This window comes from Aquidulcibacter sp., from assembly GCF_049239865.1.
GTDB lineage: Bacteria > Pseudomonadota > Alphaproteobacteria > Caulobacterales > Aquidulcibacteraceae > Aquidulcibacter.
In genome coordinates this window covers 97,761-124,756 of record NZ_JBMLTR010000219.1, presented here as the reverse complement: position 1 = coordinate 124,756, position 26,996 = coordinate 97,761, and the positions used below count along the sequence as shown (strand labels likewise).

The window sequence follows — 26,996 nt, the reverse complement described above, 5'->3', positions numbered from 1 at the left end:
GTGTAGTCCGCTAACGCCCCTAAGTCAAAGGGGGAAGACCAAGGCCGTAGAGCACGCAATTGCTTATGGCCTTCATATGTGTGTCAGAAAGCTTGCCCATTTGGTAAATCCTCTTGCCATTTAAGTCTTTGCCCAAGCGCAATAAATCCAACCGATAAAGGCCTACAGCGCAGATCATATCACCTTTTACCCAGCGGGGGATATTTCCCCAGGGTTCAGGCAGTGGGAACGGGACGTCTAATCTGTAATGATAGCCCTGAGTTGGATCTGGCACACTGGTGCTGAGCGGCACAATGGTACAGAGCCCCACCCGAGCCTGAATGGGCGGCGACATAACAACGCAAAGTCTTCGCTTGACCATTTCTGGTTTCCGAAAACCTTGATCAAAGTCCGCGGTAACAATTGTTCCCCGCTTTGGGTGGTATGCTAAGGCCAAAATTATCTCTACATCATTGATTGTAATAATATTTGATTTTTTGTTACGATGATTACTATTCCAGCCTGTGGCGCGTTGATCTGAACCCAAAACTAGGAAGAACATGCCAAGTAAGAGAATTCTCCGGCCTCGAGCTCTTCGCAGCGACGCCATCTCGCACCATGCAACCCATTAGTAACCAATGCATGACTAAGTCAAGATCAACAGGATTAAGTTTGAGCCAATCGCTCCAATTGAAACGGAAGAGCTGTATCAGCGCCGCGCCCGAAAGAAGTTGCGGAGAATCTCAGAGCACGGCTCGGCTAAGATGCCCGACGTGACTTTTGGGCGCCAATGGCAAGTTTTTTGCTCAAAAAAGCGCACGCCGTGCTCCACCGCCCCGCCCTTTGCGTCGGAAGCGCCATAGACCAAGCGGGCAATACGGGCATGACTGATCGCCCCAGCACACATAGTACAAGGCTCAAGCGTCACATACAGGGTCAAGTCTGGGGCTAAGCGATAATTAGAAAGGGCAATGCCTGTCCGCCTCAACGCCAAAATCTCTGCATGGCCCGAGGGATCATGCAAAGTGATCGGTTCATTATGAGCCTCAGCCACCAGTGTTTGGGTTTTGCTGTCGACGACAAGTGCACCAATGGGGGCTTCGCCCAGACGGGCCGCCCGCTCCGCCAGCTCTAAAGCCCGCCCCATCCAATAGGCATCGTTCGCCTGATCCAGTTCCTCTGACATGAGGCTTTGTTAGCCGGTTCGGCTGCGTGAAGCCAGCTTTAGCGTCGGCAGCTGGCTACGGGGCCTGGAGGCACCATGCGGATATAGTTGCCACGCCGAACACTGTGGGCGGTCACCTCTTCGCACCGACCTGGTTTGCGGCGCACCCAATGACCATCGACACAGACTTGCCCCGTGCGGCTGCCATAGCAACGCGGCTCGATGAAACGCCAATTGCCGTCTGCGGGCATATTGAGCGTATAGCCATAACCATAGGCTGGCCCCTCCATCCCATTCCAGGCAAAATTGACGTCGGTTTCAGCCGGATAGCCGGAAGGGGTTGTACGGCTACGGTTTGAATTGTGTCGATTTTGTTCCTGATAGCTTGAAGATTCGTCTTGGCTTGGGATGGGCGCCGCTACATTGGCAGCATCCATCGGGCGGCGATAAGCCCCTGCTTCTGCCGAAACACTTGCTAAAACTACCAGCCCACCAAAGGCTAAAACCAAATTCAATCGCTTGTTACGCGCCACTTACTTGCTCCAACAACTTTATTTCGCCGGCGCAACAAAGCGTAAAGCTGCGGAAGAAGCACGCGGGTTCGTCCCTGCGGGGTAGCAGCGCAGGCATTTCCCCAATCCCGTGGGGCCAGTAACACCAAGATTTTACTTGACGTGTGCGTAAACGTAAGCCAAATGCGACTCCAAGGTCACCTCTGGAGGTCTTTTATGTCTGATCAAGCCGAGAAAAACAGGGTTTGGACGATTGGCGAGTTATCGCGTGAATTTGGTGCCACAGCGCGCGCCCTGCGCTTCTATGAAGATAAGGGTCTGCTTAGCCCGGCACGTGATGGCCTCAACAGACATTATTCGGTGCGTGACCGAGCCCGCCTCAAGCTAATTTTACGCGGCAAGCGGGTCGGGTTTTCCCTGTCGGAAATCCGCGAAATGATCGACCTCTATGATTTGGGCGACAATCAACGCACCCAGATGCAGCGCACGCATGACAAATATATCAAGCAAATTGAGCTTTTGAAGCGTCAGCGTGAAGACATTGTTGGTTCGATCGAGACCTTAGAAAATGGTGTTCAATGGCTCAATGAGCAATTGGCGAAAGCTCCAGCCGATCTCGCTGTTGCCGGAGCTTCGGCCTATGATGCGGTCGCGCGCGCCCGTCTCGATGGTGAAGACATCTCCTATCTCAACGAAAAAGCGTCTTAAAAAAAGCCAAGGCAAGGCCTGCTCAGGGCCCTTCAACATACAATACTGCGACAAAAACAAGGTTTGGCCAGCGGCTGGATGGGTTTGTTTTAACAAGCCCCCAGCCGCTAACGGCCACTAAGGGAGACACATTATGGGCTATCAAGCACCAATTCGCGACATGAAGTTTCTGTTTGATGATGTATTAAAGCTCGACCGCTTCTCAAACCTCGAAGGTTTTGCGGACGCGCCAAAGGATGTGCGCGACCAAATCCTCGAAGAAGGCGCAAAATTCTGCGAGAATGTCTTGGCACCGCTGAATTCGGTTGGCGACAAGCAAGGCTGCAAACTGAACCCAGACAATACAGTCACGGTTCCAGACGGCTTCACCGAGGCCTATCATGCGCTGGTTGAGGCGGGGTGGCCGCTGTTGAGCGCTGACCCAAACTATGGCGGCCAAGGCCTGCCCCATGTTGTGAACATGGCCTATAGCGAAATGACCTCGTCGGCCAATATGGCCTTTGGCATGTATCCGGGCCTGACCCATGGCTGCTATTCGGCGATCCATGAAGGCGGTACAGACGAACAAAAAGACCTCTATCTGCCAAAGCTCGCCAGCGGCGAATGGGCAGGCACGATGAATTTGACCGAGCCGCATTGCGGCACGGACTTAGGCCTATTGCGCACCAAAGCCGTCCCCCAAGCTGACGGTACCTACAAGATTTCTGGCCAAAAAATCTGGATTTCGGGTGGCGAACATTCGATGACAGACAATCACATCCATTTGGTCCTCGCCCGCATCGAAGGCGCGCCAGCTGGGGTGAAAGGCATTTCGCTTTTCATCGTGCCAAAGTTCATCGTCCATAAGGATGGCAGCTTGGGTGAGCGCAATACCGTTACCTGCGTCGGTCTCGAGGAAAAAATGGGCATTCACGGCAATGCCACTTGCGTCATGCAATATGAAGAAGCGACGGGCTATTTGATTGGCGAGCCCAATAAAGGCCTGTCCATCATGTTCGTGATGATGAATGAGGCCCGCCTCGGTGTCGGCCTGCAAGGCATGGCAGTGGGTGAATCGGCTTATCAAGCCGCCCTCTCCTTTGCCAAGGATCGCCGCCAAGGCCGCAGCTTGACCGGCCCGAAAGAGCCGGACCAGCCCGCCGACAACATTCTGGTTCACCCAGATGTCCGCCGCATGCTGATGGACATTAAGGCCCACACCGAAGGCGGTCGCGCCTTCCTGTATTGGACCGCACTCTATGGCGATCTTTTGCACAAGAGCCCTGACGAAGCCGTCCGCCAAAAGGCAGGCGATTACATGAGCCTTCTAACCCCCGTCCTCAAAGCCTATTTGACCGACAAGGGCCACAAGAATGCGTCTGATGCCCTTCAAGTGCATGGTGGGTCGGGCTTTACCGAGCATTATCAGGCCAGCCAATTCCTGCGCGACAGCAAAATCGCCATGATTTATGAAGGCACCAATGGCGTCCAAGCCCTCGACCTCGTCGGTCGTAAGCTGGCGGCTAATGGCGGTCGCGCCATTCAGACCTTCTTTGCCGAGATTGACGCCTTCGTAGCTGAACATGAAGGCGACGCAGATCTCGCCCCCTTCATCGCAGGCCTCGCCTCTGCCCGCGCGCAATTGCAAGACGCCACCATGTGGCTGATGGCCAATGGCATGAGCAATTTTGACAACGCCGGGGCGTCCAGCCACGATTATCTGCATGTGTTTGGCCTAACCGGCCTTGCCTATATGTGGGCTCTGATGGCCAAGGCTGCTTATGCCAAGGCTGGTACCGAGCCCTTCTATGACACCAAAATCAAGACCGGCCGCTATTTCGTAGACCGTATCTTGCCCGAAATTGCCGGGCATTTGGCAAAGGTCAAGACGGGTGCCGCGCCGGTGATGGCGCTTAGCGCTGAGGAGTTTTAATCCTTGTCCTTCCCCGCTTCGTAGCGGAGGACAAGGCCTACGCGGATCGAACCCCGTTCACCGGGGAGAACAAACAACAACAAAGCTTCGACACTCAAGGGAGAAACACCATGACAGCCATCACCATGCCGAAAGCCGTTTGGCGCGATAGTGAAGAACTCACCATGTTCGAAGATTCCGTGCGTGGGTTCTTCGCCAAGGAAGCACCGCCTGAAGCGTGCGCGAAATGGCGGGAGAATGGGATTGTTGATCGCGAGATGTGGACCAAGGCTGGTGAAGCGGGCTTGCTTTGTGTGTCGATGCCGGAAGAATTTGGCGGCGGTGGCGGCGATTTCCGCCATGAAGCGGTGATCATGGATGTGATGGGCACGATGGGCATTGATGGTTTTGGTCTGCCTTTGCACAACGCCATTATCGCCCCCTATATCAAGCATTATGGCAGCCAGGAGCAGAAGCAAAAGTGGTTGCCTAAAATGGCCTCGGGTGAGTTGGTCGGCGCGATTGCCATGACAGAACCCGGTGCTGGCTCTGACTTACAAGGTATCAAGACCACAGCTGTCAAAAGCGGCAATCACTATGTGATCAATGGTTCCAAGACCTTCATCACCAATGGTGCGACCGCCGATTTGATCATTGTCGTCGCCAAGACCGACCCGACCCAAGGGGCAAAGGGTACGAGCTTGATCGTGGTTGAAACCAAAGAAGTTGAGGGTTTCCGCCGGGGTCGCAACTTGGACAAGATCGGCCAAGATGCACAGGATACATCTGAGTTGTTCTTCGATGAAGTGCGTGTGCCAACGTCCAATCTTTTAGGCCCGGTTGAAGGCATGGGCTTTATCCAGCTGATGGAACAATTGGCCAGCGAACGCCTACAAATCGGCATTCAGGGCGTTGCCAGCATGGAGCGCGCGCTGACCGAAACCATCGCCTATGTCAAAGAGCGTAAGGCCTTTGGCAAGTCGATCCTAGATTTCCAGAACACCCAGTTTAAACTGGCCGAGTGCAAGACCAAAGCCACCGTGGCGCGTGCATTCTGTGACCGCTGTGTTGAATTGCTCATGGAAGGCAAACTCGACCCCGCCACTGCCAGCATGGCGAAATATTGGGTGTCAGATGTTGAAAATGAAGTGATGGACGAGTGCCTGCAATTGCATGGCGGCTGGGGCTATATGAATGAAATGCCGATTGCCCGCATGTGGCGCGACAGCCGCGTGCAGCGCATTTATGGCGGTGCCAACGAAGTCATGAAAGTTTTGATTGCGAGGACCTTGTGAACGACCCCCTCAATTCCGCCATTGCCGACGCGCTCGCGCTGATCGAAGCCAACCCAGAGCCGAGCGATGATAATCTGCGCGCGCTTTCGGTCCGCTTGGCCTTGGCCCATGCCGCAACCGAAGACGAGATCAATCAACTGGCCGTTGAAAGCTTTCAAGAAACGATTGAGGACATGCAGGCAGACAATGTCCCCGAGCATCGCGCCTATTTGTTTGAGCAATTGACGACAGGCTTGATGGCCTATGAAGTCCAGCTTTTGCTGGATGGTGCCAAGGCATGAGCACACATACCGCCACAATCCTTTGGGAACGGGCGGGCGCTGTCTTCACAGACGGCAAATATGCCCGCACGCATCAGGCAAGCTTTGATGGCGGGGTAGATATAGCGGTCACGACTGCCCTGCCCTTGCCCTCCAACACGGTGCCAGCGGCCGACCCAGAAGAAATGGTGGTGGCAGCAACCGCAAGTTGTCACATGATGTTCTTCTTGGCCTTTGCCAAACAGGCTGGCTTTATCGTCGATAGCTATCAGGATGCCCCAATCGGCACTTTGGGCAAGGATGACGCAGGCGTTGAGCGCTTTGTGGAGGTCGTGCTGAACCCCAAAATCAGCTGGGGTGGTGACAATATTCCAGGAGCCGCCGACATCGACCTCTTGCATCACAAAGCGCACAAGGCTTGCTATATTGGCAATTCCTTGGCCTGCCCCGTGAGAATTGGTGCATGAGCGACCACGCCCAAACCTTCCTCGACATCGGCATGAAGCAACCGTCGCAAAGCTCTCAGACATTGGGATTCAAGCTGATTGAAATGGATGTGAAGGCTGGAACTGCACGGGTAGAATTTGCGGGCAAGCCTGAGTTTGCCAACCCAACCGGCTATATTCAAGGCGGATTTCTCTCCGCCATGCTGGATGACGTGATGGGCATGATGGCGATGTTGAAAGTCGCGCCCAAAAGCTTTGCCAGCACGATTGATTTGCACGTCCACTATCTGCGCCCGGTCCGGGTCGGCAAGATTGAGGTCGCCGCACGCATCACCAATAAGGGTCCTAGCGTCATGTTCGCTGAAGCTGACCTCTATGATTGTCGGGGAAAAATCTCCGCCAAAGCCACTTCTGCCTTGGCGATCACGCCCTTGCAGATTAAAGCAGACGTATAACAAAGGGAGCGCCAAAATGGCCGAAGCATTTATCTATGACGCAGTCCGCACCCCACGGGGTAAAGGTCGCAATACCGGGTCGTTGCATGAAGTAACGGCGTTGAGCCTTGCCACCCAAGCCTTGCAGGCGATTCGGGACCGTAACAATTTGGACACTTCGAAAGTCGACGACGTCGTTCTAGGCTGCGTGAGCCCGGTAGGCGAGCAAGGCAGCGACATTGCCCGCATCGCAGTACTGAATGCAGATTATGCGGAAACCACCGCTGGCGTGCAGATCAACCGCTTCTGCGCTTCGGGTTTGGAAGCCTGCAATATGGCAGCAGCCAAAGTCATCTCCGGTGAAGCCGATATGGCCATTGGCGGTGGCGTAGAGAGCATGAGCCGCGTGCCGATGGGCTCGGACGGTGGCGCTTGGGCGTCTGACCCATCGATCGCGATCAAATCCTACTTCGCCCCCCAAGGCATTGGTGCCGACACGATTGCGACCAAATACGGCTTCTCGCGCGATGACGTCGACGCCTATGCCGTTGAAAGCCAAAAGCGCGCGGCGACTGCTTGGAAAGAAGGCCGATTTGCCAAGTCTATCGTGCCGGTAAAGGACCAAATGGGCGCGATCATCCTCGCCCATGACGAGCACATGCGCCCAGACACCACCATGCAGAGCTTGGCTTCACTGGACGCAAGCTTCATTGCACAAGGCACCATGATGCCAGGCTTTGATGCCATCATTCAACAGCGCTATCCTGAACTGGAAGCCATCAATCACGTGCACCATGCGGGCAACAGCTCTGGCATTGTGGACGGGGCTTCGGCTGTTTTAATCGGCAACAAGAAAATGGCCAAGGCCACTGGCATGAAGCCACGCGCCAAGATTGTCGCCATGGCTTCAATCGGCTCTGAGCCCTCGATCATGTTGACCGGTCCAGAATTCGTAGCCCGCAAGGCACTGGCTAAAGCTGGTATGAAGCCAGAAGACATTGATCTCTATGAACTCAATGAAGCCTTTGCTTCGGTTGTTTTGCGCTTCATGCAGGCCCTCAACATCCCACATGACAAGATCAATGTGTGCGGCGGGGCCATCGCCATGGGTCACCCACTGGGTGCCACTGGCGGCATGATCCTTGGCACCGTGCTCGATGAGCTAGAGCGTACCGGCAAGGAAACAGCCCTCATCACCCTGTGCGTCGGTGCAGGCATGGGCACTGCCACCATCATCCAGCGGGTTTAAGCCCACCTGACCTGTGACGCGGGCAGCCCAGCGGCCCGCTTGCTGGCCCATCGCCTATTCTTGTGGCGAGGCCAAGACCCTGAATTTTGGAGATAGTCTTATGGAAAATTTCAAAACCAACCTCGATGCCGATGGCGTGTTGCACATCGCGTTCGACGTTCCCGGCAAGACCATGAACACCATCACCGGTGGCGTGATGAAGGAAATGGGCGAATTGGTCGCTGAGATCAAAGGCAATGCCGCGATCAAAGGGGCCGTGCTTTACTCTGGCAAAGACAATGGCTTCTGCGCCGGCGCTGACCTTGGCGAAATCGGCGGCGGCAGCATGGATGCTGACAAGAAACTGTCGGAAGATGAGAAGCTGAAGAAGTCGTTCGAACAAGGCTTCAGCCTCAACCGTTCGCTGCGCGCGCTGGAAACCTGCGGCAAGCCAGTGGCTTGTGCGCTGGAAGGCTTGGCACTCGGCGGCGGTCTCGAAATCGCTTTGGCCTGTCATTACCGTGTGGCGGCCGACAATCCAAAGATCCAATTCGGCCTGCCAGAAGCCAAAGTCGGCCTTCTGCCCGGTGCTGGTGGGACCCAGCGCCTGCCGCGCCTGATCGGCGTGATGAATGCCATGCCGCATCTGTTGCAGGGTGCCAGCATGAACCCGCAAGAGGCCTTGAAAAAGGGCGTTGTGGGTGCCGTGGTGCCAGCAGGTGAAACCGTCGCAGCAGCCAAGGCTTGGGTGCTGGCCAATCCGACCGCCGTCGCGCCTTGGGACGTTAAAGGCTATCGCGTGAAGGACGGCCCCTACTCTCCCGGTGGTGGCATGGCCTTTGTCGGCGGCAATGCGATGCTGTCAAAAACCACCTACAGCAATTATCCAGCCCAAAAGGCAATCATGAGCGCCGTATTTGAAGGCATTCAAGTGCCAATGGATGCGGCACTGCGGATCGAGACCCGCTACTTCTTGAAAAATATGGCCAGCCCTTCTGCGAAAGCCATGGTGCGCTCGCTCTTCTTGTCGACCCAAGCGCTTGCAAAGGGGGCAAACCGTCCACAAGGCTTTGACAAATATGAGATCAAGAAGGTCTCGGTTCTGGGTGCCGGCATGATGGGTGCAGGCGTGGCCTATGTGCAGGCGATGGCCGGCATTGAAACCGTGCTGATCGACCAAAGCCAAGAAGCGGCTGAAAAGGGTAAGGATTACTCCAAGAAGCTGCTCGACAAGGCGGTCTCTCGCGGCAAAATGACCCAAGAAAAGGCCGATGCCGTTCTGGCCCTCATCACGCCAACCACCGACTATGCCCACGTCAAGAAGTCGGACCTCGTGATCGAAGCCGTGTTCGAAAACCGCGAAATCAAGGCCGATGTGACCCAAAAGGCAGAAGCCATGTTGGGCCCCAATGCGGTCTTTGGCTCAAACACCTCAACCCTACCGATCACGAGCCTCGCCACCGCTTCGAAGCGGCCCAAGAATTTCATCGGTGTCCACTTCTTCAGCCCCGTCGACAAAATGGGTCTGGTTGAAATCATCATGGGTAAAAAGACCACCCAAGAAACCTTGGCTAAGGCCGTCGATTACGTCTTGAAGATCAAAAAGACCCCCATCGTGGTCAATGATAGCCGCGGCTTCTACACCAGCCGTTGCTTTGGCACCTATGTGCAGGAAGGCCAGGAAATGTTGGCCGAAGGCATTAAGCCAGCCATTATTGAAAACGTTGGCCGCATGACCGGTATGCCCGTGCCGCCCTTGTCGATGGCTGACGAAGTCGCCCTCGACCTCGCTTATAAGGTTGGCCAGCAAACCAAAAAAGACCTTGGCAATAAATGGGTGGCGACGCCCAGCCAATTGATCATCGAAGAAATGGTGGAAGGCCTTGGCCGCTTTGGTCGCAAGAACAAGAAGGGCTTCTATGACTATAAGGAAGACGGCACCAAGGCGATTTGGCCGGGCCTGACCTCGGTCGTGGCAACCAAAGTGCATGAAGCCGATCCTGCCATGGTGAAGGAATATAAGAACCGCCTTCTCTATCGTCAGGCCTTGGAAACCGCGCGTTGCTTTGAAGAAGGCGTCATCACCGACCCGCGCGACGCCGACATCGGCTCCATCCTTGGCTGGGGCTTCGCCCCTTACACGGGCGGCACCGTCAGCTTCATGGACGGCATTGGCATCGCCAATTTCGTCGCCGAAGCCGAGCGCTTGGCTAAGAAATATGGCCCCCGCTTTAAGCCAAACAAGCTCTTGAAAGACATGGCGAAAAACGGCGAAACCTTCTATGGCCGCTTTGGCGGCGAGGCTGCCAAGAAGGCAGCTTAAGGGGCTTTTGTCTTCTCACGATTGCAGAAAGGGCTACCCCATGGGTGGCCCTTTTTGTTTTGCGGGGGGCAACCAATAGAAAGGTCTCAGAAAATTGGATCTTGTGGCGTACTTTGATCAAAGTAGGTTTTCTCAGCAAGCCGAGCAGCCTCTCTTGGTGTAGGTTGCAATATATCAGACGGTGAGTAGAAGCTTTGCACTATCTCCAAACCAATTCTCCCAAAGAAGATATCTGAGGGAACACCGGAAACGCGCGATACGCTCTTGGTGTATACAGATAGGACTTCTAACGGCTCTAATTTATTGATCAAATCGAATGCGGGTTCGTACAATATTCCACTACCATCGTGAATTCTTCCAACTAATGCTTCTGCTTCCTCACAAAATTGCGCAAAAACCAATCCGTTCGGATACTTCTTATACAGGCGCAGTATGAGTTCAAGGACTGGGACCGGATCGGCAGCACCAATAGCGACTGAGAAATTTTCGTAGAATAGTCTCAAGTCTGAATGAGAAAGGTAGGTCCTAACGTTCTTAGCGGAATATTCCTCATTATTATTTCCTAGTTCTGCTATCCTAGTTCTAAGGGCAGCGTTTTCCTCTGACAATCGAGCAAGTTCATTGGCAAGCTGCGGCGAAGCAACTTGATCTCCGCGAACTAGACCCACACGAGGATATACTCTGACAAGCTCATTCAGGGATTGACCTACGTTATTCGCCAGTTCGTACGCATTGGACCAGTATTTTACTACACGGCCATTCTCACACTTTGCTCGGAAGGCGTTGACTTTTTCTTCCTTGCTAAACTCTACCTTTGATCGGGACAAAGTCTCCCGAGCGGGTGCTGAAATTAAGTGCGCGGAAACTGGGACACCGAGGCGGATCGCCAAATCAAACTCTTTCTCTGTAAAGCTGATGCCATCTATTGCCTCCGACCCATATCTTTCACCGACTATCAGAACATAGTAATCGCACTCTGCGATACGCTGGCTTATGTAGCTCCACTGGTCGATATCGCTGGCTTGAAAAAGCTCCATCCCGACGGGCAAATGGCCCATATTCAAGATTTGCTCCATAACCTTTCGCCGCTCTTCTTGCAGATCATCAAACGTTGAACTCACAAAAATCAGATACCTTTTGTCCATTAAAATCTCTCCAAACAAAAACTGGAGGCTAATGCCCTATAAACAAAACTCTCTCTATGGTAGAAAAACACAAATGGTGTCGAAAGCAATCAATTTTAGAATGAGAACTGAACATGTCCAAGAGAAAGAAGTCAAACGTACGTCAAGATGGCAATCATGCGATGTCTGAGATACCCGAAGCCGCATCACCGCCGCCCAAAGAAAAACTCGACTTCGAAGCCATGCGCGCGCTCACCAGCAAAATGAAGCTCTATCCGGGTAGCTTCGTTGAGGACATGCGAGCAAAGGGCGAACTCTGACGCCCACACTGAAATCAACGCACATAGAGGCGTGACAGGCCTACGGGTCCGGCTTATGTCAGTCTTACGATGGCGAGCAAAGAAACCCCTCAAGACGTTTTCAAACGTGTGATCACCCATACGGCACGCGCCCTATCGCGTACCGAGGAGGTGGAGGTGAGCTTCTCTGCCGATGGGCCCAGCGTATCGGGCAATCGCATTGGCTTGCCCCATCCGGCGCGCGCTTTGGGTGAGCAAGAAGTCTCGCGTCTGCGTGGCCATGCCGATGCGGCGGCGCTCCGCCTCGCTCACCATGATTTAGCCGCCCACACTGCCGCTATGCCCGAAGGCCCGCGTGCGCGAGCGCTGTATGAAGTGGCCGAAAAAGCCCGCATTGAGGCGATTGGCGCTTTGGCTATGCCGGGCGTTGCGCAAAATCTGACAGCGGCTTTGGTCGAGACGTGCGAGAAAAAGGGCTATGCCCGCATGATGGACCGGCAGACAGCCCCCTTGGCCGATGCCTTGGGCCTGTTGCTGCGCGAACGCTTGACGGGGCTTGCCCCGCCTGAATCCGGGCGCGGCATTGCCGATCTGTGGCGCGATGAAGTCCAAGCCAAGGCGGGCGAGACAATTGATCGCCTGATCGAGCGCTTGTCGGACCAAAAGGCCTTTGCCGAAGTCACCCGCGATCTCATCCGCGACCTCGACCTAGGGGATGAATTGGGGGCAGAGCCTGATCCGTCCGATGAAGATGGCGAAGAACCAGATGGTGCCGACCAGCCACCGCCTGATCCCAATCAGAATGAGGATCAGCAGGAAGAAGGCGGCGAGCAGCAGGAAGATACCCAGCGCGGCGATTCGCAAGGCAGCGAGCAGGAAGATGTGCAAGTGCGCGTCGAGGCCGATGATAGCGATCAGCCCGATGATGACGATAGCGAAGTCGATGAAGGAACTACGCCTGTCCGGCCAAACTTTAAGCCCGGCGACGGCGATGGCTTTGCCTATAAAATCTATACCAAAAGCTTTGATGAGACCGTGGGTGCCGAAGATCTCTGTGACGGGGAAGAATTAGCCCGTCTGCGCAGCTATCTCGACGCCCAACTCACCCAATTGCAAGGCGTTGTCGGGCGGCTTGCCAACCGCCTTCAACGCCGCCTTATGGCGCAACAGAACCGCAGCTGGCAGTTTGACCTCGAAGAAGGCGTGCTGGACGTCGCGCGTCTGTCCCGCGTGGTTACCGAGCCTTTGGCCCCCCTCACCTTCAAGATGGAAGACGACACCAATTTCCGCGACACCGTAGTGACGCTTCTGCTGGACAACTCAGGCTCTATGCGCGGCAGACCGATCATGATTGCCGCCATCTGTGCCGACATTCTGGCCCGCACGCTGGAGCGGTGTGGCGTAAAAACCGAGATTCTGGGCTTTACCACCAAGGCGTGGAAGGGTGGCCAGTCGCGCGATAGCTGGATGAAGGCGGGCAAGCCTGCCAATCCCGGTCGTCTGAATGATCTGCGCCACATCATTTATAAGAGTGCAGATGCCCCGTGGCGGCGGGCGCGGCGCAATCTGGGCCTGATGATGCGCGAAGGCCTGCTAAAAGAAAATATCGACGGGGAAGCCTTGGAGTGGGCGCATGATCGCCTGCTAGCGCGGCCCGAACAGCGCCGCATCCTAATGGTGATCTCAGACGGCGCGCCAGTGGATGACAGCACCTTGTCGGTCAATTCGGGTGCCTATCTCGAACGCCATTTGCGCGACACCATCGCCAAAATCCAGGATTATAGCCCGGTGGAGCTGATCGCCATTGGCATTGGCCATGACGTGACGCGCTATTATCGTCGCGCCGTGACGATTGTGGATGCCGAACAATTGGGTGGCGCGATTGTCGATAAGCTGGCTGAATTGTTCGAAGAAGAACCCAAAGCCGCCAAAATGGCACGCGGCAAATCTGGCCCAGCGAAAGCAAGCCCCGCACCAGCCGCAACGGCTGGCAGCCGCATGGGATCACGACCTGTACGTTAACACAGGTCGCTTGATCGAACTCTAGTTCCGATAAGCAGGCCGCGCGATCCCGTCAGCACTCGGCTTATAACGGGCGGCGAGTTCGGTGGAGCGGCTGGTCATGGGTTGGGCTTGGCCGGCGATAAAGACCGCAGTGGCATAGCTTTGGCCTTCCAATGGATCGCCCGACCAGATGACCACATCGGCGGCTTTGCCCGCTTCAATCGAGCCAATCTCTTTATCCGCGCCCCAAATCTTGGCGGGGTTCAAAGTGATCGCGGCCAGTGCTGCTTGATAGGGCAAGCCATGGGCCACCGCCGTGCCCGCATTCATGCGGCTTTGGCGTAGATTATTATAATCGCGGCTGCCCATAATTGCGACTTGTACGCCTGCTTGATAGAGAATTTGGGCGTTGCGCAAATGCGTCGCCAGCGTTTCAAAGCTTGCGGGCAAGGCGGCTTGGGTGTCGATAATGACGGGCACCTTTGCCGCAGCTAGGTCAGAAGCAACGCGCCAGCCTTCTTCCGCCCCTTCTAAGACGATGGTCAGGTTTTCTTCCTTCGCAAGCTTCAGGACTTGGCGAATATCATTCGCGCTCGACACCCGGACCAATAAAGGGGTCTTGCCCTGTACCACCGGCACCAAGGCTTCCAGATCAAGGCGGCTGACCATCAAGTCACGCCCTTCACCCTTGTCATACAAAGCACGATTGGCGGCAAAGTGGCGTACATCGGCCAAGACGCGCTTGAGAATGATCAAAGACGCCCCGCGCGACCCACCAGCCGCAGCTGCTGCCGACTCGCCAAATTCCAGAACCATCCCAGCATTGGTTTTGAAGATCAGGTCCGGCGTATTGGCCGACAGATTGATGCCAATGCTTTGGCCTGCGAACAAGGTTGGGTCATCTTGCTCATGCCCGCCAGCGGTATCAAAAGCGCTATCATCATGGGCATGAGCACCATTGCCAGAGCGGCCCGCGACTGGAGTTAAAAAGGCGCGCGTTAGGCCATTCAGGCGGGCGAGCGCAATAGTCGGCGCATCAGGGTTGACGCCAGCGGCAGGATTGAAGGCAGCCCCAATCTGCCCGCCTGCCCCATCATCACGTGTAGAAGGCACTTGCTCGATCTCGGAAATGCCAAGGCTGGTGGTGGCAGCGACAAGGCCTGGCGTGACCACCGCCCCTTTAGCATCGATAATTTGTGCACCTTTGGGAATGACAACCGAAGGGCCAACGGCGACAATCTTACCGTTGTCCATCACAAGCGTCGCCGATGCCAGCGTGCCAGCAGGGCCAACGGTTTCAATCTTCGCATTGATGATGGCGATGGTGTCAGCGGCAGCGAGTGCGGGGGCCGAAACGGCCAGAGCGAGTGCCAGAGCAACAGGTTTCATTATTTTTGCTCCAAGCTGGGGCGACCAAGGTCAAAGTCTGACCGGGCATGGGTGGCCGGGTCGTTACGGTCGTAAGCAATGCCGCCGTCAACATAGACGGTTTGGGCAAGGGCGTAGGTCGAGAAGGGATCACGGTCCCACAGGACGATGTCTGCCATCTTGCCTGCTTCCAACGACCCCGTCTTAGCCCCAATACCCATGGCTCGCGCCGGGTTGGCAGTAATCCATTTAATCGCATCCAAGCGCGACACCGGGATCCCAGCGCGGGCGGCTGCCCCCATGGCCAATGCCGCTTCTTGATTGAGATGCTGGATCATGGTGGCGTCATCAGAGTGAATGATTGTGCAAGCCCCATAGGCTTGCAGAATCCCCGCATTCTCAGCAATCCCGTCGAGAGATTCCATTTTAAAGCCCTGCCAGTCGGCCCAAGTGGCGGCGCAAATGTCTGCCTCTTTCAAGGCCGGGGCGAGTTTATAGGCCTCAGATGAATGGTGGAAAGTGGTGATTTTATAGCCAAATTCCTTGGCCATATCCATCATCAGCGCCATTTCATCGGCGCGATAGCAATGGTTTTGGATGAGGATATCGCCATTGAGCACACCGGATAGGGTTTCCAACTTCAGGTCGCGCTTGGGCGGGTCGCCTGCAGCTTCGCCAGCCGCGATTTTGGCGCGATAGTCGTTCCATTTGCGATTATAGTCTGCCGCATCAATCCATGCCCGGCGGGCAACCGCAATATTGCCCATGCGGGTCGACGGAGAGCGGGAGCGCGAGCCATAGACGCGCTTGGGATTTTCACCGCAGGCCATTTTAAGGCCGTAGGGCGCCCCTGGAAACTTCATGCCTTGCTCTGTAATCGAGGGCACATTCTTCAGTGTCACCGAACGACCACCAAACAAGTTAGCAGAGCCCGGTAAGATCATCAGACTGGTGATGCCACCTTCACGAGCCCGATTGAAGCCCGGATCCTGTGGCCAGATCGAATGTTCAGCCCAGACTTCGGCCGTATTGGGGTCGGTGGCTTCATTGCCGTCGGAATTAGCTTGCACGCCGGGGCTTGGATAGACGCCCAAGTGCGAGTGAATGTCGATAATGCCGGGGGTGACAAACTTGCCGCGCCCGTCAATGCGCTTGGCCCCGTCTGGGATCGCAACATCCTTGCCCACCGCAACAATCTTGCCATCGGCGAAAACAATCGTGCCATTCTCAATTTCTTCGCCAGCAGCCGTGAGGATCGTGGCCCCAACAATCGCGGTCGTCACACCCGGTAAAGGCTTGTAGGTGGAAGGAAAAGGATCAAGCGCGCCATTGCTGTCCATGCCCTTGGCTAAAGGCTTTGGCGTGGCCTTTGGCTTAGCCGCAGGCTCTGCGCTTGCTGGCTTAGCATTTTGCGCGGCAGAGGTTGTCGCGCACCCAGCTACCAAGGTGACAGATAGAGCCAAAGCCACGGCTGAGGCGGATAGGATTGAATGACGCAGAGACAAGGCAATTGCTTTCTGGCTGACGATGTACGTCGTATCAGGCAACACGAAATCGTGATCTCGCACAAGAGCGATCCACGCACTTTCGCAGTCTGATTGTGCCCCTATCTGCGTGGCGACCTTGACCTTCGTCCACAGCGCAGACACTTGCCACGCATGAGCCGAGATATTGTCATCCAACTCAAAGATATTGCGCTGAAGCGCGGTGGTGCGCCTGTATTCTCGGGCGTGGATTTGACGCTGCGCCGTGGCGAGCGGGCGGCATTGGTTGGAGCCAATGGTGCGGGCAAGTCGACCCTGATGTCGGTACTGGCAGGCCAGTTGGAATATGACTCGGGCGAACGGGTAGTTTCAAACGGCACCCATGCTGCAACCCAGACTCAAGAGCCTGACTTTAGCGGGGCGACAAGCCTGTTAGAATGGGCCGCCCAAGACGTGCCGCATGATCGCGATGAATCCGCGCGTCTCGCGGCGGCTGCGGCAGAACTGCACAGCTTTGGCCTCGCCCCGGATCGCCCTGTTACCGGCATGTCCGGTGGGGAAGCGCGCCGCGCCTCGCTGGCCCGCGCCTTGGCCGCAGACCCAGACCTATTGATGCTGGACGAGCCGACCAATCACCTCGACATCGCTGCCATTGAGGAACTTGAGCGCCGCTTGAAGCAGTTTTCGGGCGCTGTGTTGGTCGTCAGCCATGACCGAGCCTTTTTGTCAGCCATTTCGACTTCATGCCTTTGGCTGCGTAATGGCGTGGTACGGCGCTTAGACGCGCCTTTCTCAAAGTTTGAGCCTTGGGCAGCAAGCATTGAGGAACAGGACCGCAAGGCCTTGGAAAAGCTTGATAAAACCTTGGAAGACGAAGCCCGTTGGCTGGCGCGCGGGGTGACGGCAAGGCGCACCCGCAATGAAGGCCGCTTACGCCGCTTGATGGACATGCGCGAGACCCGCAAAGGCCAAGCCGCCTTGGTCCGCAAGGATACCGCTGCCCTTCAGGCCGATACCGGCAATACGTCTGGTAAGTTGGTGTTTGAAGCCAAAAGCGTCTCAAAAGGCTTTGATGGCCGCGGCGATATCATCAAAAACCTCGATTTACGCGTTGTACGGGGCGACCGTTTAGGCATTGTAGGGCCCAATGGTGTGGGCAAATCGACCTTGATCAAAATGTTGGTCGGAAGCCTGGAGCCCGATGCCGGCACAACCCGGATGGGCAAAAATCTGACCATCGCCTATCTCGACCAATCGCGCGCCGCCCTCGACCCCAAAGCAACCTTGTGGGACACTTTTGCCCCAGCCGGCGGGGACCAGATTATGGTGCGCGAACGGCCTAAGCACGTCGCTGCCTATGCAAAGGACTTTTTGTTTGACAGTCGCCATTTGAGACAGCCCGTGGGCTCCTTCAGCGGTGGGGAACGCAACCGCGTGCTCTTAGCCCTCGCACTGGCCAAGCCCTCGAACGTTCTGGTGCTCGACGAACCAACCAACGATCTCGACATGGAAACCTTGGACGTTCTTGAGGATATGTTGGCAGATTACGACGGTACGGTCCTTTTGGTTAGTCACGATCGCGCCTTCCTCGACGGCGTCGTGACAGCAACCTTGGCACCACGCGGAGATGGGACCTGGATTGAAACGCCCGGCGGCTGGACCGATCTTGTGCGGCAGGGCATTCCAATTCTTGGCCATTTGCAGGCGTCCAAACCGAAACCAAGCGCGACGCCCATTGCGGAGCCAGTCGTAAAGTCTGCCAAAAAACTCTCTTACAAAGACGAACGGCGCTTAAGCGAATTGGAGGGCCTGATGCCAAAATTAGAGGGCCAGATCGCCAAATTGGAAGAAGCCTTAAACGACCCAAATCTATACAGTCGCGATCCAGCCCAATTTGAAAAGACTTCCGCACAAGCCGTCGCGGCCCGCGCCCAGCTGCAGGCCAGTGAGGATGAATGGCTAGCCTTGCTAGAACTCAAAGAATCCTTGTCCGGAAACGCTTAAATCTGCGAATTGAATCCAAACTTAATTCAACCTTAACCGACGCACGGCACCGATACTTCTTATATTAGGAGAGTGTATATGCGTGCGCGTGATTTCGCCTTCTGGCTGGCCTTTGCCCTTGCCGGTCCCAGTTTCGCCCAGAATGCTGCCTATTCACAGTTTCCGGTGGCCACTGCTGACACATGTGCAACTGCTTGTACTAGCGACAGAATGTGTGCGTCTTGGTCGTTCGGCGGCACCGCTCCGACAATCGAAACAACCAGTCGTCGTAGTAAGAACTTGGGGCCACCCCCCCGCATGTGTTCGCTCTCTAAGTCCTTAACGCCAGCACGGCAATCGGGCTACGAATCGGGGCTTCCCCGCAGATCGGGTGCATTGACGCCAACGGGCCGATTTGCAGATGGCCCAGCTAATTATGAAGTTCGCCCAGCACCTTGGCTGGATTCAAAGGCCCGCATGGCCCAACCAGCGTCGTCCTATAATCAGGGCGCGCCGATTGCACCACCTCGACCTATGCCGCCTGCGCCGACATCCAATCCCTCTGCTGGTCGGGTAGATTTCGTGCCAACCCAACCGAGTGCTGCCTCACCTACGCCAAGCGCTTCTGGCACGCCACGTTCAGGCGCGCGCGGGATGCCGCGCACCCGCGCCTCAGAGGTTCAACCGGCACCTCTGACGCAATCTAATTTTGAGACTCCAAGTCCTGTCGCAGCGGCACCTTCCAGTCCACAGCCGATGACCTACAGTTCGCCACCCAACCCAGCACCTATGGCCATGCCACAACCGATGCAGAGCCAAGTGGCTCCGCAACAAGCGACGGATTTATCGAAGTTTAGGGGCGCGGATGGCATGGTCGATGCTGCTGCTATGCGCCGCTCTCAAATCAATTCCGCCCGCGCGACTGGCCAACCAGCCTATGCGGTACAGCGGGAATGGGAAGCTGTAGAGGAAGAGCGTCAACGCGCCGCCGCCAATGGGGAAGTGCGGGCAGATCCGCTGGCGGGGACGGTGCCCGTTCCAGAAGCACCCCTACCAAAGTCGGCGCGACCCAAGCCAAGCTATAACCCTGCAGAGTCCAACACGCCCACTGATGACGGCCAAGCTGCGCCCGAGGTACAAAAACCTGCCAGTAAATCCAAGGGCGCGCGGGGCACGCCCCGTGCGGAGCAAACCAATGTAACCCGCCAAAGTGCGCTGAATGAAGCCGCGCGAGCGCGAGCGCGCAATCCCTCCTTCATCGACCGGGAGCCCCGCTTAAGCGGTGGTCCTGGTGGGTAACGTCAGACATTTTGATGAATTCTGACCACCAAATGTTTACGCTTATCCTGTAGGACAGGTGTAGAAATGGGAAATTGAGATGCAAGTTGGCGAAAGATACGCTAAGCTACTAGAGGTTGCGGGCGAGAGCTCCAGCGAAAAGCGTCGCGTACTACTCAATGAAGTTACAGATTTATTCTTTGACTCTCAGGACAACCAAAGTCCTTTAGAAACAAAGCTATTCGGCGACTTGATTTCCAAGGTTGCCTACGAGCTTGATACAGAAGTTCGCAAAGAACTGGCCCAGCGTTTCTCCGGTGGTGAAGCTCCACGCTCCCTTGCTGTGATGATGGCGCATGACGAAGAAATTGGCATTGCTGGTCCAATCTTGCGCCGCTCTACGTCATTGACCCAAGATGACCTGATCCGAGTTGTCGAAACCCGCGGCCATGCGCACCAGATGGTCGTCACGCAACGTCCTGACGTGGGTGAGCAATTGTCAGATGCCCTAGTTTCGCACGGTGACGACCGAGTGGTTGCCTCTCTGGTCAGCAACCAAACCGCCAAAGTGTCTGACGAAACATTCGACAAAATTGTTGATCGTGCAGCCAATAATCCGGATCTGCATCGTCCGATTGCGCAGCGCAAAGTTATCTCGCCAGAGCATTTGAACCGCCTGTACACCATTGTAGAAGGGCCGATGCGGCGTGAAATTCTCGAGCGCAATTCGGAATTCACCGAAGAAGAAGTTGAGCGCGCTATGCGTCGGGCACAAACGCGAGTCGCGGTTGTGAACGGTACTTTGCCGGCGGACTTTGAAGCGGTCCAAAAAGAGTTCACAAGGCAAAAGGCAGCCAACGCGCTCAATCGTGCCCATTTGCCGACCTTGTGGCGTAATCAGGAATCCACCAAATTCATGATTGCCTTTGGGGACTTCACGGGTCTCGACTACTTCCAAACCGCGCTGTTGTTTGAGAAAAAAGACATCGACACCATGGCGATGGTATGCCGTGCCGCGAACTTTGAACGCGCCTTGTTTGTAACAATCGCAGTTCTGGTGCTGGGCAATGACGGCATGGGTCAAGCTCAAATTCTTGGAAATATGTATAATGATGTTCCGCCAGAAGCCGCGCAACGCGCCTTGCGCTTCTTGCGCTTGCGGGCAAACGTGTCAGCCCAAGCTGCTTAGATCATCCGCTCACGCACGTTGGTGAAGCGGATTTTCGGGAATTTTTCAGCGACGTAGCCGATCTCCCAGGCATTCTTAGCCAAGAAGACTTCTGCGCCATCCAAATCTGTGCCCATCCCAGCGCGATTGCGATCAGCAAATTGCTCAAGGTCTGCCGCACTATCGGCCGCAATCCAGCGCACGCCATTGAAGGCACACGTCTCGAACACGACCTGCAGCCCATATTCGGCGGCCAAGCGCTCCACCAACACATCAAACTGCAACGGCCCGACGGCCCCGACAATCAAGTCCGAGCCGAAATGGGGCCGAAACAGCTGAGTCACGCCTTCTTCAGCCAAGGATTCAAGCGCCTTCTTCAAATGCTTGGCCTTCAAGGGGTCCTTGACCGAGGCGCGGCGCAAGATTTCTGGTGCGAAGTTTGGAATGCCCGCAAATTTCACTTGCCCAGTTTCAGACAGACTATCGCCGACGCGCAAGACGCCATGGTTTGGCACGCCTATCACGTCACCAGCCCAGGCCTCATCCGTGATCTCGCGGTCTTGGCCAACAAACATAAGGGGCGCATGCACGCCTATCTGCTTGCCCGACCCCGTCTTTAGGCGCATGCCGCGCTGGAACTTACCAGACGCCAGCCGCACCATCGCAACGCGGTCGCGGTGGGCAGGGTCCATATTGGCTTGGATCTTGAAGACAAACCCCGTGACTTCGTCCCGGTCCGCCTGAACTTGGGTCTCAACGCCTTTGTCGAGCGCCTTTTGATCGCGTGGCGATGGCGCATAGTCGCGCAGACCATCCAGCAATTCCCGCACGCCGAACTGGCGAAGCGCAGAGCCAAAGAAGACGGGTGTCATATGGCCTTCACGATAAGATTCGAGGTCAAAGGCCGGATAGCCGCCTTGGACCAGCTCAGCCGACCCGCGCAATTCGTCCATTTCAGCTTGGCTCAAAACTTCGGCGATCGCATTAGATGACAAGTCGATCTCATCATGCACCAAAGGCCCAGCATCTCCCACTTGTGGTCGGCGGAAGACGGTGAAGCGGTCATTTCTTAAATCAACCATGCCACGGAAGCGATTGCCCGAACCTTGCGGCCAAAAGATGGGGGCAGGATCGAGCGCCAATTTTGACGCCACTTCGTCCAGTAACTCCATCGGGTCTTGGGCCTCGCGGTCCATCTTGTTGATGAAAGTCAGAATAGGAATATCGCGCAAGCGACAGACTTCAAACAGTTTGAGGGTCTGTGGCTCAATACCCTTTGCCGCGTCCAACACCATGACAGCGGAATCTGCGGCCGTCAGTGTGCGATAGGTGTCTTCGGAAAAGTCTTCGTGGCCCGGGGTGTCCAAAAGGTTGATGATGCAATCATCATGCTCAAACGTCATCACCGAGGCCGAAACCGAGATGCCCCGTTCGCGCTCAATCTTCATCCAGTCTGAACGCGTCCGACGCTGTTCGCCGCGCGCCCTCACGGCACCAGCGGCGCGGATAGCACCGCCCATGAGCAGCAGATTTTCAGTGAGCGTGGTCTTGCCGGCGTCAGGGTGTGAAATGATGGCAAAGGTGCGACGGCGCTTAACTTCACGCGCGAGTTCGGCTGACATGATCGAGGCCTGACTAAGACGAATGGGCAAATTGGGAAACGGCTTGAAAGCTCAAGCCTTTGAACCCCTCATCTAGCTGAGGCTTCGCTATAATTAAAGGCCTTAGAGCAACGCTAGCTCGCGCCGGCGCGTCACGCGGCGGCAGATTGCCAGACAGAGGTATTGATGATGCCCGAAGTCAATCGCCCGGCATCTTGTTGGGCTTTCAAGCTGCCGAGTGTTGTCAAAGAGACCGTTGCCAAGCGAAAACCGACTTCTTGGGGACGCCGGCATTTGGGCGGCGCGATGAACAAAATCGCATTGGCGTCGCTGCGGCTGGCAATCAACCAAGCCAAAGCAGCAGCTTTTTGCGGGGCTTCGGTTGCCAAGTTCGGCATGTCCATGATGGCGGTCTGAACCGCTAGAATGGAATCGTTCAGCGTGTAACGGGCAACCGCGGTTGCCGGGATACCCGCATTGATCACCACGTCAGCATTGCCAGTTAACATCAGAACGCGGTCGTTGAACAGAAAAAGCATGCGAACGTCTCCAGTCGAGAACGAGACCCTAACGCACTTGGGTTAACAATCAGTCCACACGCTCCGTCAGAAAACTTCTGCCTAACTTGTCTTCAATCTCAACAATCCAAACATCTTGATCTTGTGCAGCCCGCTTAGACAGATAAGCATCAATGGAAGCCTCGTCTGGTCCGGCCGTTTTACCTGTTAAATCAAGATAGATACGCTCGCCCACGCCATCTCGCGCTGGGGTTAGTAGTCGCGCGGTGCCGTCCAGGCTCGCCACTTTCACCAATACTGCGCCTGCCGTCTCATCGCCCCGGCGCACAACATAGCCAGAAGCGCCTTGGCTTTGCGCCGTGCGCAATAAGGCTTGCACCCAGATATCGCTGCGAAGTTCGCTGTTGCTCATAAGTTTGTTTGCACCGGGCTTAATCGAAGTGAAAGAGAGGTCGCTGTAGATAAGGCCTATGATTTCATTTCATCGAGTCATTTTTTGTCTGGCGCTCGTCCTACCCGCCGCAAGCCATGCCCAAGTGAATGGATTGGAGCGAAGCTATGCGGAACGGATGGCGATGCGCGCCATTGATGAGCGCTGCCAGCTCTTGGAGAGCGGTCCTCGTCGGGCGTTAGCAGGCTTTACAGCCCAAGCGCGAGGCGCGGCCTTGCGGTCTGGGTCAAGTACGCAGCGCTTGGATATGATTGCAGGTCAGGCCAAAACAGCCGCTGCGGCAAAGCCTTGTCGCGATCCAGCCGTTCAGAGCGAAGCCCAACGTATCATCGCAGCGCATAAGGGCTGGCGCGCTCAGTTGACGGGAAATTATTCAGGTCTCGTGCGAAGTTGGAAGGTCGACCGAGGCGGCAAGGACATCTGGCGGGCTGTGCAAGACACGGGCAGTGCCACACGCGCTGGCCTGATTGCCAGCGGAACGGGCTTAAGCTTTGCGGTCGAAACACCCGATATGGATGCCTCTGGCGCCCGGCTATTCTTGCGCGATCTCTCCAAGCTTGGCCCCCCTCAGCCAAGTCGGACATTAGCCCCGCCCTTGCGCAATGGTACGATCATTCACGTCGCCGCCTCACGACGGCCAGCGGCAACGCGCGCGCGCGTTGAGTCTAAACCAAGAGCGGGAACTCTATTTGTTTTCTCGGATGCGACGACGCGGGCGGTAATGAATGCTGACCCACGCGACACATTTGAGATCGAGATCACTAGCCGATCTGGAACCGTGACCCGCCTCTTGGTCGAAGTTGGCGATCTGGTTGCTGCCTTTACGTTCGCCGCAGAATTTTAAGCTGTTGGTTGATCCAGATTGGCAAAGGGCAAACTCACTTTTGCTGTGGTCCCTTGTCCCAAGGTACTTTCCAACCAGAAGCGTCCGCCCTGCAATTCGGTTAGCCGCTTGACGACTGCCAAGCCCAGACCGGAACTGCGCACCACACGACTATTGGCACGACTTTGATTGTCGCCTTGCGCCCAAGGCTGGCCAATCCGCGCTAGGTCAGCCGGGCTGATCCCAGCCCCGTCATCCGCGATTTCCAAAATGGCTTGATTGGACGCCTGATCGGGACGGATGCGCAGGGTGATTGTACCGTCCTTTGGCGTGAACTTAATCGCGTTGGAGAGCAGGTTGAAGGCAATCTGGCGCATGGCGCGCGCATCGCCGCGCACGGTCACAGGAAGGCCAACTTCATGACGGATCTGCACGCCGGCAGAGCGCGCTGCCCCACTGGACAAGGCGGTCGCCTCAAACAAAAATTGGTCTAGACGAATATCTTCAAGACGGACTTCATAGCGGCCTGCCTCAATTTTTGAGATATCCAGCAAGTCTGAAACCAAGTCGAGCAAATGGCTGCCGCTGGTATGGATCAAGCCCGGATAATCCTCATAGCCTTTGGGAAGTGGGCCAAAGATACCTTCACGCATCGTATCAGCGAAACCCAGTATCGCATTGAGTGGCGTACGAATTTCGTGGCTCATCTCCGCCATGAATCTCGCACGGTCTTGGGTTTCAGCTTGGGCAATACGGGTTTCAGCTTGAGCAGCGTCCCGGCTATCGAAGGCCTGTTTTGCCTGATCGCGCGACGCCTGACGTACCTTCGCGATTACCCCACCCGCCCGTCCACAAATGGCCAAAGCCAAGACGGCGCTGATCCAAATGACCAAAAATTTTGGGATCATCGGCACCCAAGAACTTGCCGCAAAGGCGGGCCCAGCTGGCAGGAGCGGGGTCAGAAACAGCAGTGTAGCCGTCACACAAAGGCTGGCCGAAATGCCGTTAATGAGCGCGATGCCAGCCGCGCCCGCTCCCAACAACGGCCAAATCACCGCAGCAAAAGCGAGGCCTGTGGTCCCGCCATCAAGACTCCCAAGGCCTAGGGCGGCCCCAGCCCACAAGACGGGAATGATCACTGCCTGTCTTGCTTGATTGGTGTAAGACGTGACCAAAAACGCCACCATGGTGCAAACAGCAACACATGACAGACCAAACATCAAACGTGGCTCTGTCAGCCAAATGGCGTAAGCTAACGCCAGCGCTGAGAAAGCTGCGCTGCTGCCACTGGCCCATTGCGCATGGGTTAGCTTTTGGTCCGATACGGACCAAGCCTTAGCGCTGCCTTTAGAATCAGCCAAATCTGAGTGTTGCGTCGCGTCCACATGCGCTTGTAACTGACGGGCATTCTAAAGTCGCGTCAGTTCGCGTGAGAGGTGAAGTTTTGATATTTTGCGTCATCTTGGTTGTGATTTATTCAGACACCCTCTGTCATAAGGTGTTAGTGCAGGCAGTGGGGTGCCTATAGGAGATTGAAATGAGCAAAAAGTGGCTCGCATGTGCCGTTGCGACACTGTTTGTCAGTGCAGGTCTAGCCATCAGCGTGGATGCCTCAGCACAACAACGTCCGAAAGCCAGCGCTACAAAAGCTACCGCCAAGAAGGCGCCTGCCCGCAAAGCCGCTGCGAAAAAGGCTCCCGCCTCTAAAGCGCCTGTGGCCAAAGCGGTCCCTACGACGCCAGGCGTACTTGCAGGCCTTGCGATTCCGCCTGGTGCGAATACGCTTGGTGCCCATGCAGCCCTATATGCGTCCTACGCGGCTGACGTTGAAGCGCTAACGATTGGCTCCATCACAACGGGCCGCGCCCTCACCCTTTCCACCGAGCGTATTGCCCGCCATTTGAATTCAGACCGATTGGCCTTAGGCGTGGTTGCCTATGGCGCTGCTTGGGCCGCGACGCAGGACGAATTTGTGAGTGAAGTGCGTAAGCTAGAAGCGCGGATAGGCCGCGATGCTTTGATCGCCAAACTGCGCACCGAAATCGCATTTGCGCGGAGTTTGCCCGGTGGCGAGCAAGCCGCTCAATTGGCCGCACGCGCCATTCTGGCTGATGCCGCCAAAATCCAAGAAGAAGGCGACGCCTTCAAACAGGCGGCTTATGATTGGCAGAAATATGCGTGGGCAAAAGTCAGTACATCTGACTCAAAGGCTCGCAATGCGGCGCTGCGCACTCTGGTCGCCCCAGTCCCGGCGACCGAGGCAGCGATTACTTTGTCTGCGTTGCCAGAAGCCAGCGTCTCCCCTCAAACGACGCAAGCGCGCGCTACCTCCATTCAGCGTAGTGTGCGGCTGACAAACCAAACCGCACGCGATGGCGTAACCTTTGCAGAGCCAATTCGCGCTTGGTCGCCGATTGATCGGATGGTCTCGCTCGCGGCTCTGTCAGCCATTGGCGGGCCTGTCGACCGCAAAGAAGACACCGAAGCCTTGATGCGTGATCCCCGCCTTGTGAGCTGCGTGAACTCCTCACGATTGAACATGCAAATGTGCAACGCAGCCACAAAACAGCCCTATGAACGCTCTTTCTGCTTGGCTGAACATCCTTTAGGTGAAATCGCCAAATGCATGGCTAAAACAGTTCGTTAGATTGACC

General features: G+C 55.9%; 25 protein-coding genes. 15 read left to right on the top strand and 10 right to left on the bottom strand.

The genetic code is table 11. The annotated features are described in order from the left end of the window. Window positions 1-19: 19 nt before the first annotated feature. The 3 genes from ACOVRA_RS16120 to ACOVRA_RS16110 all read right to left on the bottom strand — a co-directional run bounded on the left by ACOVRA_RS16120 (window position 20) and on the right by ACOVRA_RS16110 (window position 1,677). Window positions 20-541 carry a type II toxin-antitoxin system PemK/MazF family toxin gene (locus ACOVRA_RS16120; RefSeq protein ID WP_421721184.1) on the bottom strand — a complete coding sequence of 174 codons (522 nt, stop codon included), beginning with the start codon at window positions 539-541 and terminating at the stop codon, window positions 20-22. Window positions 542-688: 147 nt separating this feature from the next. Beyond that, window positions 689-1,165, bottom strand: coding sequence for a tRNA adenosine(34) deaminase TadA (tadA, locus tag ACOVRA_RS16115; protein WP_421721183.1), 477 nt, complete (start codon window positions 1,163-1,165; stop codon window positions 689-691). A 38-nt stretch (window positions 1,166-1,203) separates the two neighbouring features. After that, on the bottom strand, window positions 1,204-1,677 hold the full coding sequence (locus tag ACOVRA_RS16110) for a hypothetical protein (RefSeq protein ID WP_421721182.1): 474 nt from the start codon (window positions 1,675-1,677) through the stop codon (window positions 1,204-1,206). Between the two features lie 195 nt (window positions 1,678-1,872). Between ACOVRA_RS16110 and ACOVRA_RS16105 the strand changes: the two genes are divergently transcribed. The 8 genes from ACOVRA_RS16105 (at window position 1,873) to ACOVRA_RS16070 (ending at window position 10,241) form a co-directional block, all read left to right on the top strand. Beyond that, complete coding sequence (locus ACOVRA_RS16105; protein WP_290808683.1) at window positions 1,873-2,364, top strand: MerR family transcriptional regulator; 492 nt, start codon at window positions 1,873-1,875, stop codon at window positions 2,362-2,364. A gap of 133 nt (window positions 2,365-2,497) precedes the next feature. Then, window positions 2,498-4,276, top strand: coding sequence for an acyl-CoA dehydrogenase C-terminal domain-containing protein (locus ACOVRA_RS16100; protein WP_421721181.1), 1,779 nt, complete (start codon window positions 2,498-2,500; stop codon window positions 4,274-4,276). A 110-nt stretch (window positions 4,277-4,386) separates the two neighbouring features. Further along, complete coding sequence (locus ACOVRA_RS16095) at window positions 4,387-5,550, top strand: acyl-CoA dehydrogenase family protein (protein ID WP_421721180.1); 1,164 nt, start codon at window positions 4,387-4,389, stop codon at window positions 5,548-5,550. Next, complete coding sequence (locus ACOVRA_RS16090) at window positions 5,547-5,831, top strand: hypothetical protein (RefSeq protein WP_298225894.1); 285 nt, start codon at window positions 5,547-5,549, stop codon at window positions 5,829-5,831. The genes ACOVRA_RS16095 and ACOVRA_RS16090 overlap by 4 nt, the downstream gene beginning before the upstream one ends. Beyond that, window positions 5,828-6,277, top strand: coding sequence for an OsmC family protein (locus ACOVRA_RS16085; RefSeq protein ID WP_298225893.1), 450 nt, complete (start codon window positions 5,828-5,830; stop codon window positions 6,275-6,277). The genes ACOVRA_RS16090 and ACOVRA_RS16085 overlap by 4 nt, the downstream gene beginning before the upstream one ends. Continuing rightward, on the top strand, window positions 6,274-6,711 hold the full coding sequence (locus ACOVRA_RS16080) for a PaaI family thioesterase (RefSeq protein ID WP_298225892.1): 438 nt from the start codon (window positions 6,274-6,276) through the stop codon (window positions 6,709-6,711). The genes ACOVRA_RS16085 and ACOVRA_RS16080 overlap by 4 nt, the downstream gene beginning before the upstream one ends. A gap of 16 nt (window positions 6,712-6,727) precedes the next feature. Further along, window positions 6,728-7,939: an acetyl-CoA C-acetyltransferase gene (locus ACOVRA_RS16075; RefSeq protein ID WP_421721179.1), complete on the top strand. Its 1,212-nt coding sequence runs from the start codon at window positions 6,728-6,730 to the stop codon at window positions 7,937-7,939. Between the two features lie 100 nt (window positions 7,940-8,039). Further along, window positions 8,040-10,241, top strand: a complete 2,202-nt coding sequence (locus ACOVRA_RS16070) for a 3-hydroxyacyl-CoA dehydrogenase NAD-binding domain-containing protein (RefSeq protein ID WP_421721178.1) — start codon at window positions 8,040-8,042, stop codon at window positions 10,239-10,241. An 86-nt stretch (window positions 10,242-10,327) separates the two neighbouring features. On the opposite strand, the gene ACOVRA_RS16065 is transcribed toward ACOVRA_RS16070, so the two are convergent. Beyond that, entirely contained in the window at window positions 10,328-11,386 is a 1,059-nt protein-coding gene (locus tag ACOVRA_RS16065) for a DUF4062 domain-containing protein (protein WP_421721177.1), read from the bottom strand. Between the two features lie 113 nt (window positions 11,387-11,499). Between ACOVRA_RS16065 and ACOVRA_RS16060 the strand changes: the two genes are divergently transcribed. Together ACOVRA_RS16060 and cobT are read left to right on the top strand one after the other, a co-directional pair. Next, entirely contained in the window at window positions 11,500-11,685 is a 186-nt protein-coding gene (locus ACOVRA_RS16060; RefSeq protein WP_421721176.1) for a hypothetical protein, read from the top strand. A gap of 69 nt (window positions 11,686-11,754) precedes the next feature. Further along, a complete protein-coding gene (cobT, locus tag ACOVRA_RS16055) occupies window positions 11,755-13,686 on the top strand; it encodes a cobaltochelatase subunit CobT (protein WP_421721175.1) in 1,932 nt (643 codons plus the stop codon). 21 nt (window positions 13,687-13,707) lie between these two features. Here the strand turns inward: cobT and ACOVRA_RS16050 are convergent, their stop codons facing one another. Both ACOVRA_RS16050 and ACOVRA_RS16045 read right to left on the bottom strand, forming a co-directional pair. Then, window positions 13,708-15,057 carry an amidohydrolase family protein gene (locus ACOVRA_RS16050; protein ID WP_421721174.1) on the bottom strand — a complete coding sequence of 450 codons (1,350 nt, stop codon included), beginning with the start codon at window positions 15,055-15,057 and terminating at the stop codon, window positions 13,708-13,710. Further along, entirely contained in the window at window positions 15,057-16,604 is a 1,548-nt protein-coding gene (locus tag ACOVRA_RS16045; protein ID WP_421721173.1) for an amidohydrolase, read from the bottom strand. The genes ACOVRA_RS16050 and ACOVRA_RS16045 overlap by 1 nt, the downstream gene beginning before the upstream one ends. An 81-nt stretch (window positions 16,605-16,685) precedes the next feature. Here ACOVRA_RS16045 and ACOVRA_RS16040 point away from each other — a divergent pair, with 81 nt between their 5' ends. From ACOVRA_RS16040 to ACOVRA_RS16030, 3 genes are all read left to right on the top strand, one after another. Next, a complete protein-coding gene (locus ACOVRA_RS16040) occupies window positions 16,686-18,524 on the top strand; it encodes an ABC-F family ATP-binding cassette domain-containing protein (RefSeq protein WP_421721172.1) in 1,839 nt (612 codons plus the stop codon). Window positions 18,525-18,602: 78 nt separating this feature from the next. Continuing rightward, a complete protein-coding gene (locus ACOVRA_RS16035) occupies window positions 18,603-19,802 on the top strand; it encodes a hypothetical protein (protein WP_421721171.1) in 1,200 nt (399 codons plus the stop codon). Between the two features lie 79 nt (window positions 19,803-19,881). Next, complete coding sequence (locus tag ACOVRA_RS16030; RefSeq protein ID WP_421721170.1) at window positions 19,882-20,970, top strand: DUF2336 domain-containing protein; 1,089 nt, start codon at window positions 19,882-19,884, stop codon at window positions 20,968-20,970. Here ACOVRA_RS16030 and ACOVRA_RS16025 read toward each other — a convergent pair. From ACOVRA_RS16025 to ACOVRA_RS16015, 3 genes are all read right to left on the bottom strand, one after another. After that, window positions 20,967-22,571 (bottom strand): peptide chain release factor 3, encoded by a 1,605-nt coding sequence (locus tag ACOVRA_RS16025; RefSeq protein ID WP_421721169.1) that lies wholly within the window; start codon window positions 22,569-22,571, stop codon window positions 20,967-20,969. The two genes, ACOVRA_RS16030 and ACOVRA_RS16025, sit on opposite strands and share 4 nt — an antisense overlap. A 131-nt stretch (window positions 22,572-22,702) precedes the next feature. Beyond that, entirely contained in the window at window positions 22,703-23,089 is a 387-nt protein-coding gene (locus ACOVRA_RS16020) for a hypothetical protein (protein ID WP_421721168.1), read from the bottom strand. A 49-nt stretch (window positions 23,090-23,138) separates the two neighbouring features. Next, entirely contained in the window at window positions 23,139-23,480 is a 342-nt protein-coding gene (locus ACOVRA_RS16015) for a DUF1491 family protein (RefSeq protein WP_421721167.1), read from the bottom strand. A 58-nt stretch (window positions 23,481-23,538) separates the two neighbouring features. On the opposite strand from ACOVRA_RS16015, the gene ACOVRA_RS16010 reads away from it, so the two are divergent. Continuing rightward, window positions 23,539-24,363 (top strand): hypothetical protein, encoded by an 825-nt coding sequence (locus ACOVRA_RS16010; RefSeq protein WP_421721166.1) that lies wholly within the window; start codon window positions 23,539-23,541, stop codon window positions 24,361-24,363. On the opposite strand, the gene ACOVRA_RS16005 is transcribed toward ACOVRA_RS16010, so the two are convergent. Then, window positions 24,360-25,703 carry a sensor histidine kinase gene (locus ACOVRA_RS16005; protein ID WP_421721165.1) on the bottom strand — a complete coding sequence of 448 codons (1,344 nt, stop codon included), beginning with the start codon at window positions 25,701-25,703 and terminating at the stop codon, window positions 24,360-24,362. The genes ACOVRA_RS16010 and ACOVRA_RS16005 overlap by 4 nt on opposite strands. 176 nt (window positions 25,704-25,879) lie before the next feature. Between ACOVRA_RS16005 and ACOVRA_RS16000 the strand changes: the two genes are divergently transcribed. Then, on the top strand, window positions 25,880-26,989 hold the full coding sequence (locus ACOVRA_RS16000) for a hypothetical protein (RefSeq protein WP_421721164.1): 1,110 nt from the start codon (window positions 25,880-25,882) through the stop codon (window positions 26,987-26,989). The last annotated feature ends 7 nt before the right edge of the window (window positions 26,990-26,996 follow it).

Coding starts and splice junctions, on each gene's coding strand:
- ACOVRA_RS16120 (WP_421721184.1), bottom strand. CDS start 541: ATGTTCTTCCTAGTTTTGGGTTCAGATCAACGCGCCACAGGCTGGAAT.
- tadA (WP_421721183.1), bottom strand. CDS start 1,165: ATGTCAGAGGAACTGGATCAGGCGAACGATGCCTATTGGATGGGGCGG.
- ACOVRA_RS16105 (WP_290808683.1), top strand. CDS start 1,873: ATGTCTGATCAAGCCGAGAAAAACAGGGTTTGGACGATTGGCGAGTTA.
- ACOVRA_RS16100 (WP_421721181.1), top strand. CDS start 2,498: ATGGGCTATCAAGCACCAATTCGCGACATGAAGTTTCTGTTTGATGAT.
- ACOVRA_RS16095 (WP_421721180.1), top strand. CDS start 4,387: ATGACAGCCATCACCATGCCGAAAGCCGTTTGGCGCGATAGTGAAGAA.
- ACOVRA_RS16085 (WP_298225893.1), top strand. CDS start 5,828: ATGAGCACACATACCGCCACAATCCTTTGGGAACGGGCGGGCGCTGTC.
- ACOVRA_RS16080 (WP_298225892.1), top strand. CDS start 6,274: ATGAGCGACCACGCCCAAACCTTCCTCGACATCGGCATGAAGCAACCG.
- ACOVRA_RS16075 (WP_421721179.1), top strand. CDS start 6,728: ATGGCCGAAGCATTTATCTATGACGCAGTCCGCACCCCACGGGGTAAA.
- ACOVRA_RS16070 (WP_421721178.1), top strand. CDS start 8,040: ATGGAAAATTTCAAAACCAACCTCGATGCCGATGGCGTGTTGCACATC.
- ACOVRA_RS16065 (WP_421721177.1), bottom strand. CDS start 11,386: ATGGACAAAAGGTATCTGATTTTTGTGAGTTCAACGTTTGATGATCTG.
- ACOVRA_RS16060 (WP_421721176.1), top strand. CDS start 11,500: ATGTCCAAGAGAAAGAAGTCAAACGTACGTCAAGATGGCAATCATGCG.
- cobT (WP_421721175.1), top strand. CDS start 11,755: ATGGCGAGCAAAGAAACCCCTCAAGACGTTTTCAAACGTGTGATCACC.
- ACOVRA_RS16050 (WP_421721174.1), bottom strand. CDS start 15,057: ATGAAACCTGTTGCTCTGGCACTCGCTCTGGCCGTTTCGGCCCCCGCA.
- ACOVRA_RS16035 (WP_421721171.1), top strand. CDS start 18,603: ATGCGTGCGCGTGATTTCGCCTTCTGGCTGGCCTTTGCCCTTGCCGGT.
- ACOVRA_RS16030 (WP_421721170.1), top strand. CDS start 19,882: ATGCAAGTTGGCGAAAGATACGCTAAGCTACTAGAGGTTGCGGGCGAG.
- ACOVRA_RS16025 (WP_421721169.1), bottom strand. CDS start 22,571: ATGTCAGCCGAACTCGCGCGTGAAGTTAAGCGCCGTCGCACCTTTGCC.
- ACOVRA_RS16020 (WP_421721168.1), bottom strand. CDS start 23,089: ATGCTTTTTCTGTTCAACGACCGCGTTCTGATGTTAACTGGCAATGCT.
- ACOVRA_RS16015 (WP_421721167.1), bottom strand. CDS start 23,480: ATGAGCAACAGCGAACTTCGCAGCGATATCTGGGTGCAAGCCTTATTG.
- ACOVRA_RS16010 (WP_421721166.1), top strand. CDS start 23,539: ATGATTTCATTTCATCGAGTCATTTTTTGTCTGGCGCTCGTCCTACCC.
- ACOVRA_RS16000 (WP_421721164.1), top strand. CDS start 25,880: ATGAGCAAAAAGTGGCTCGCATGTGCCGTTGCGACACTGTTTGTCAGT.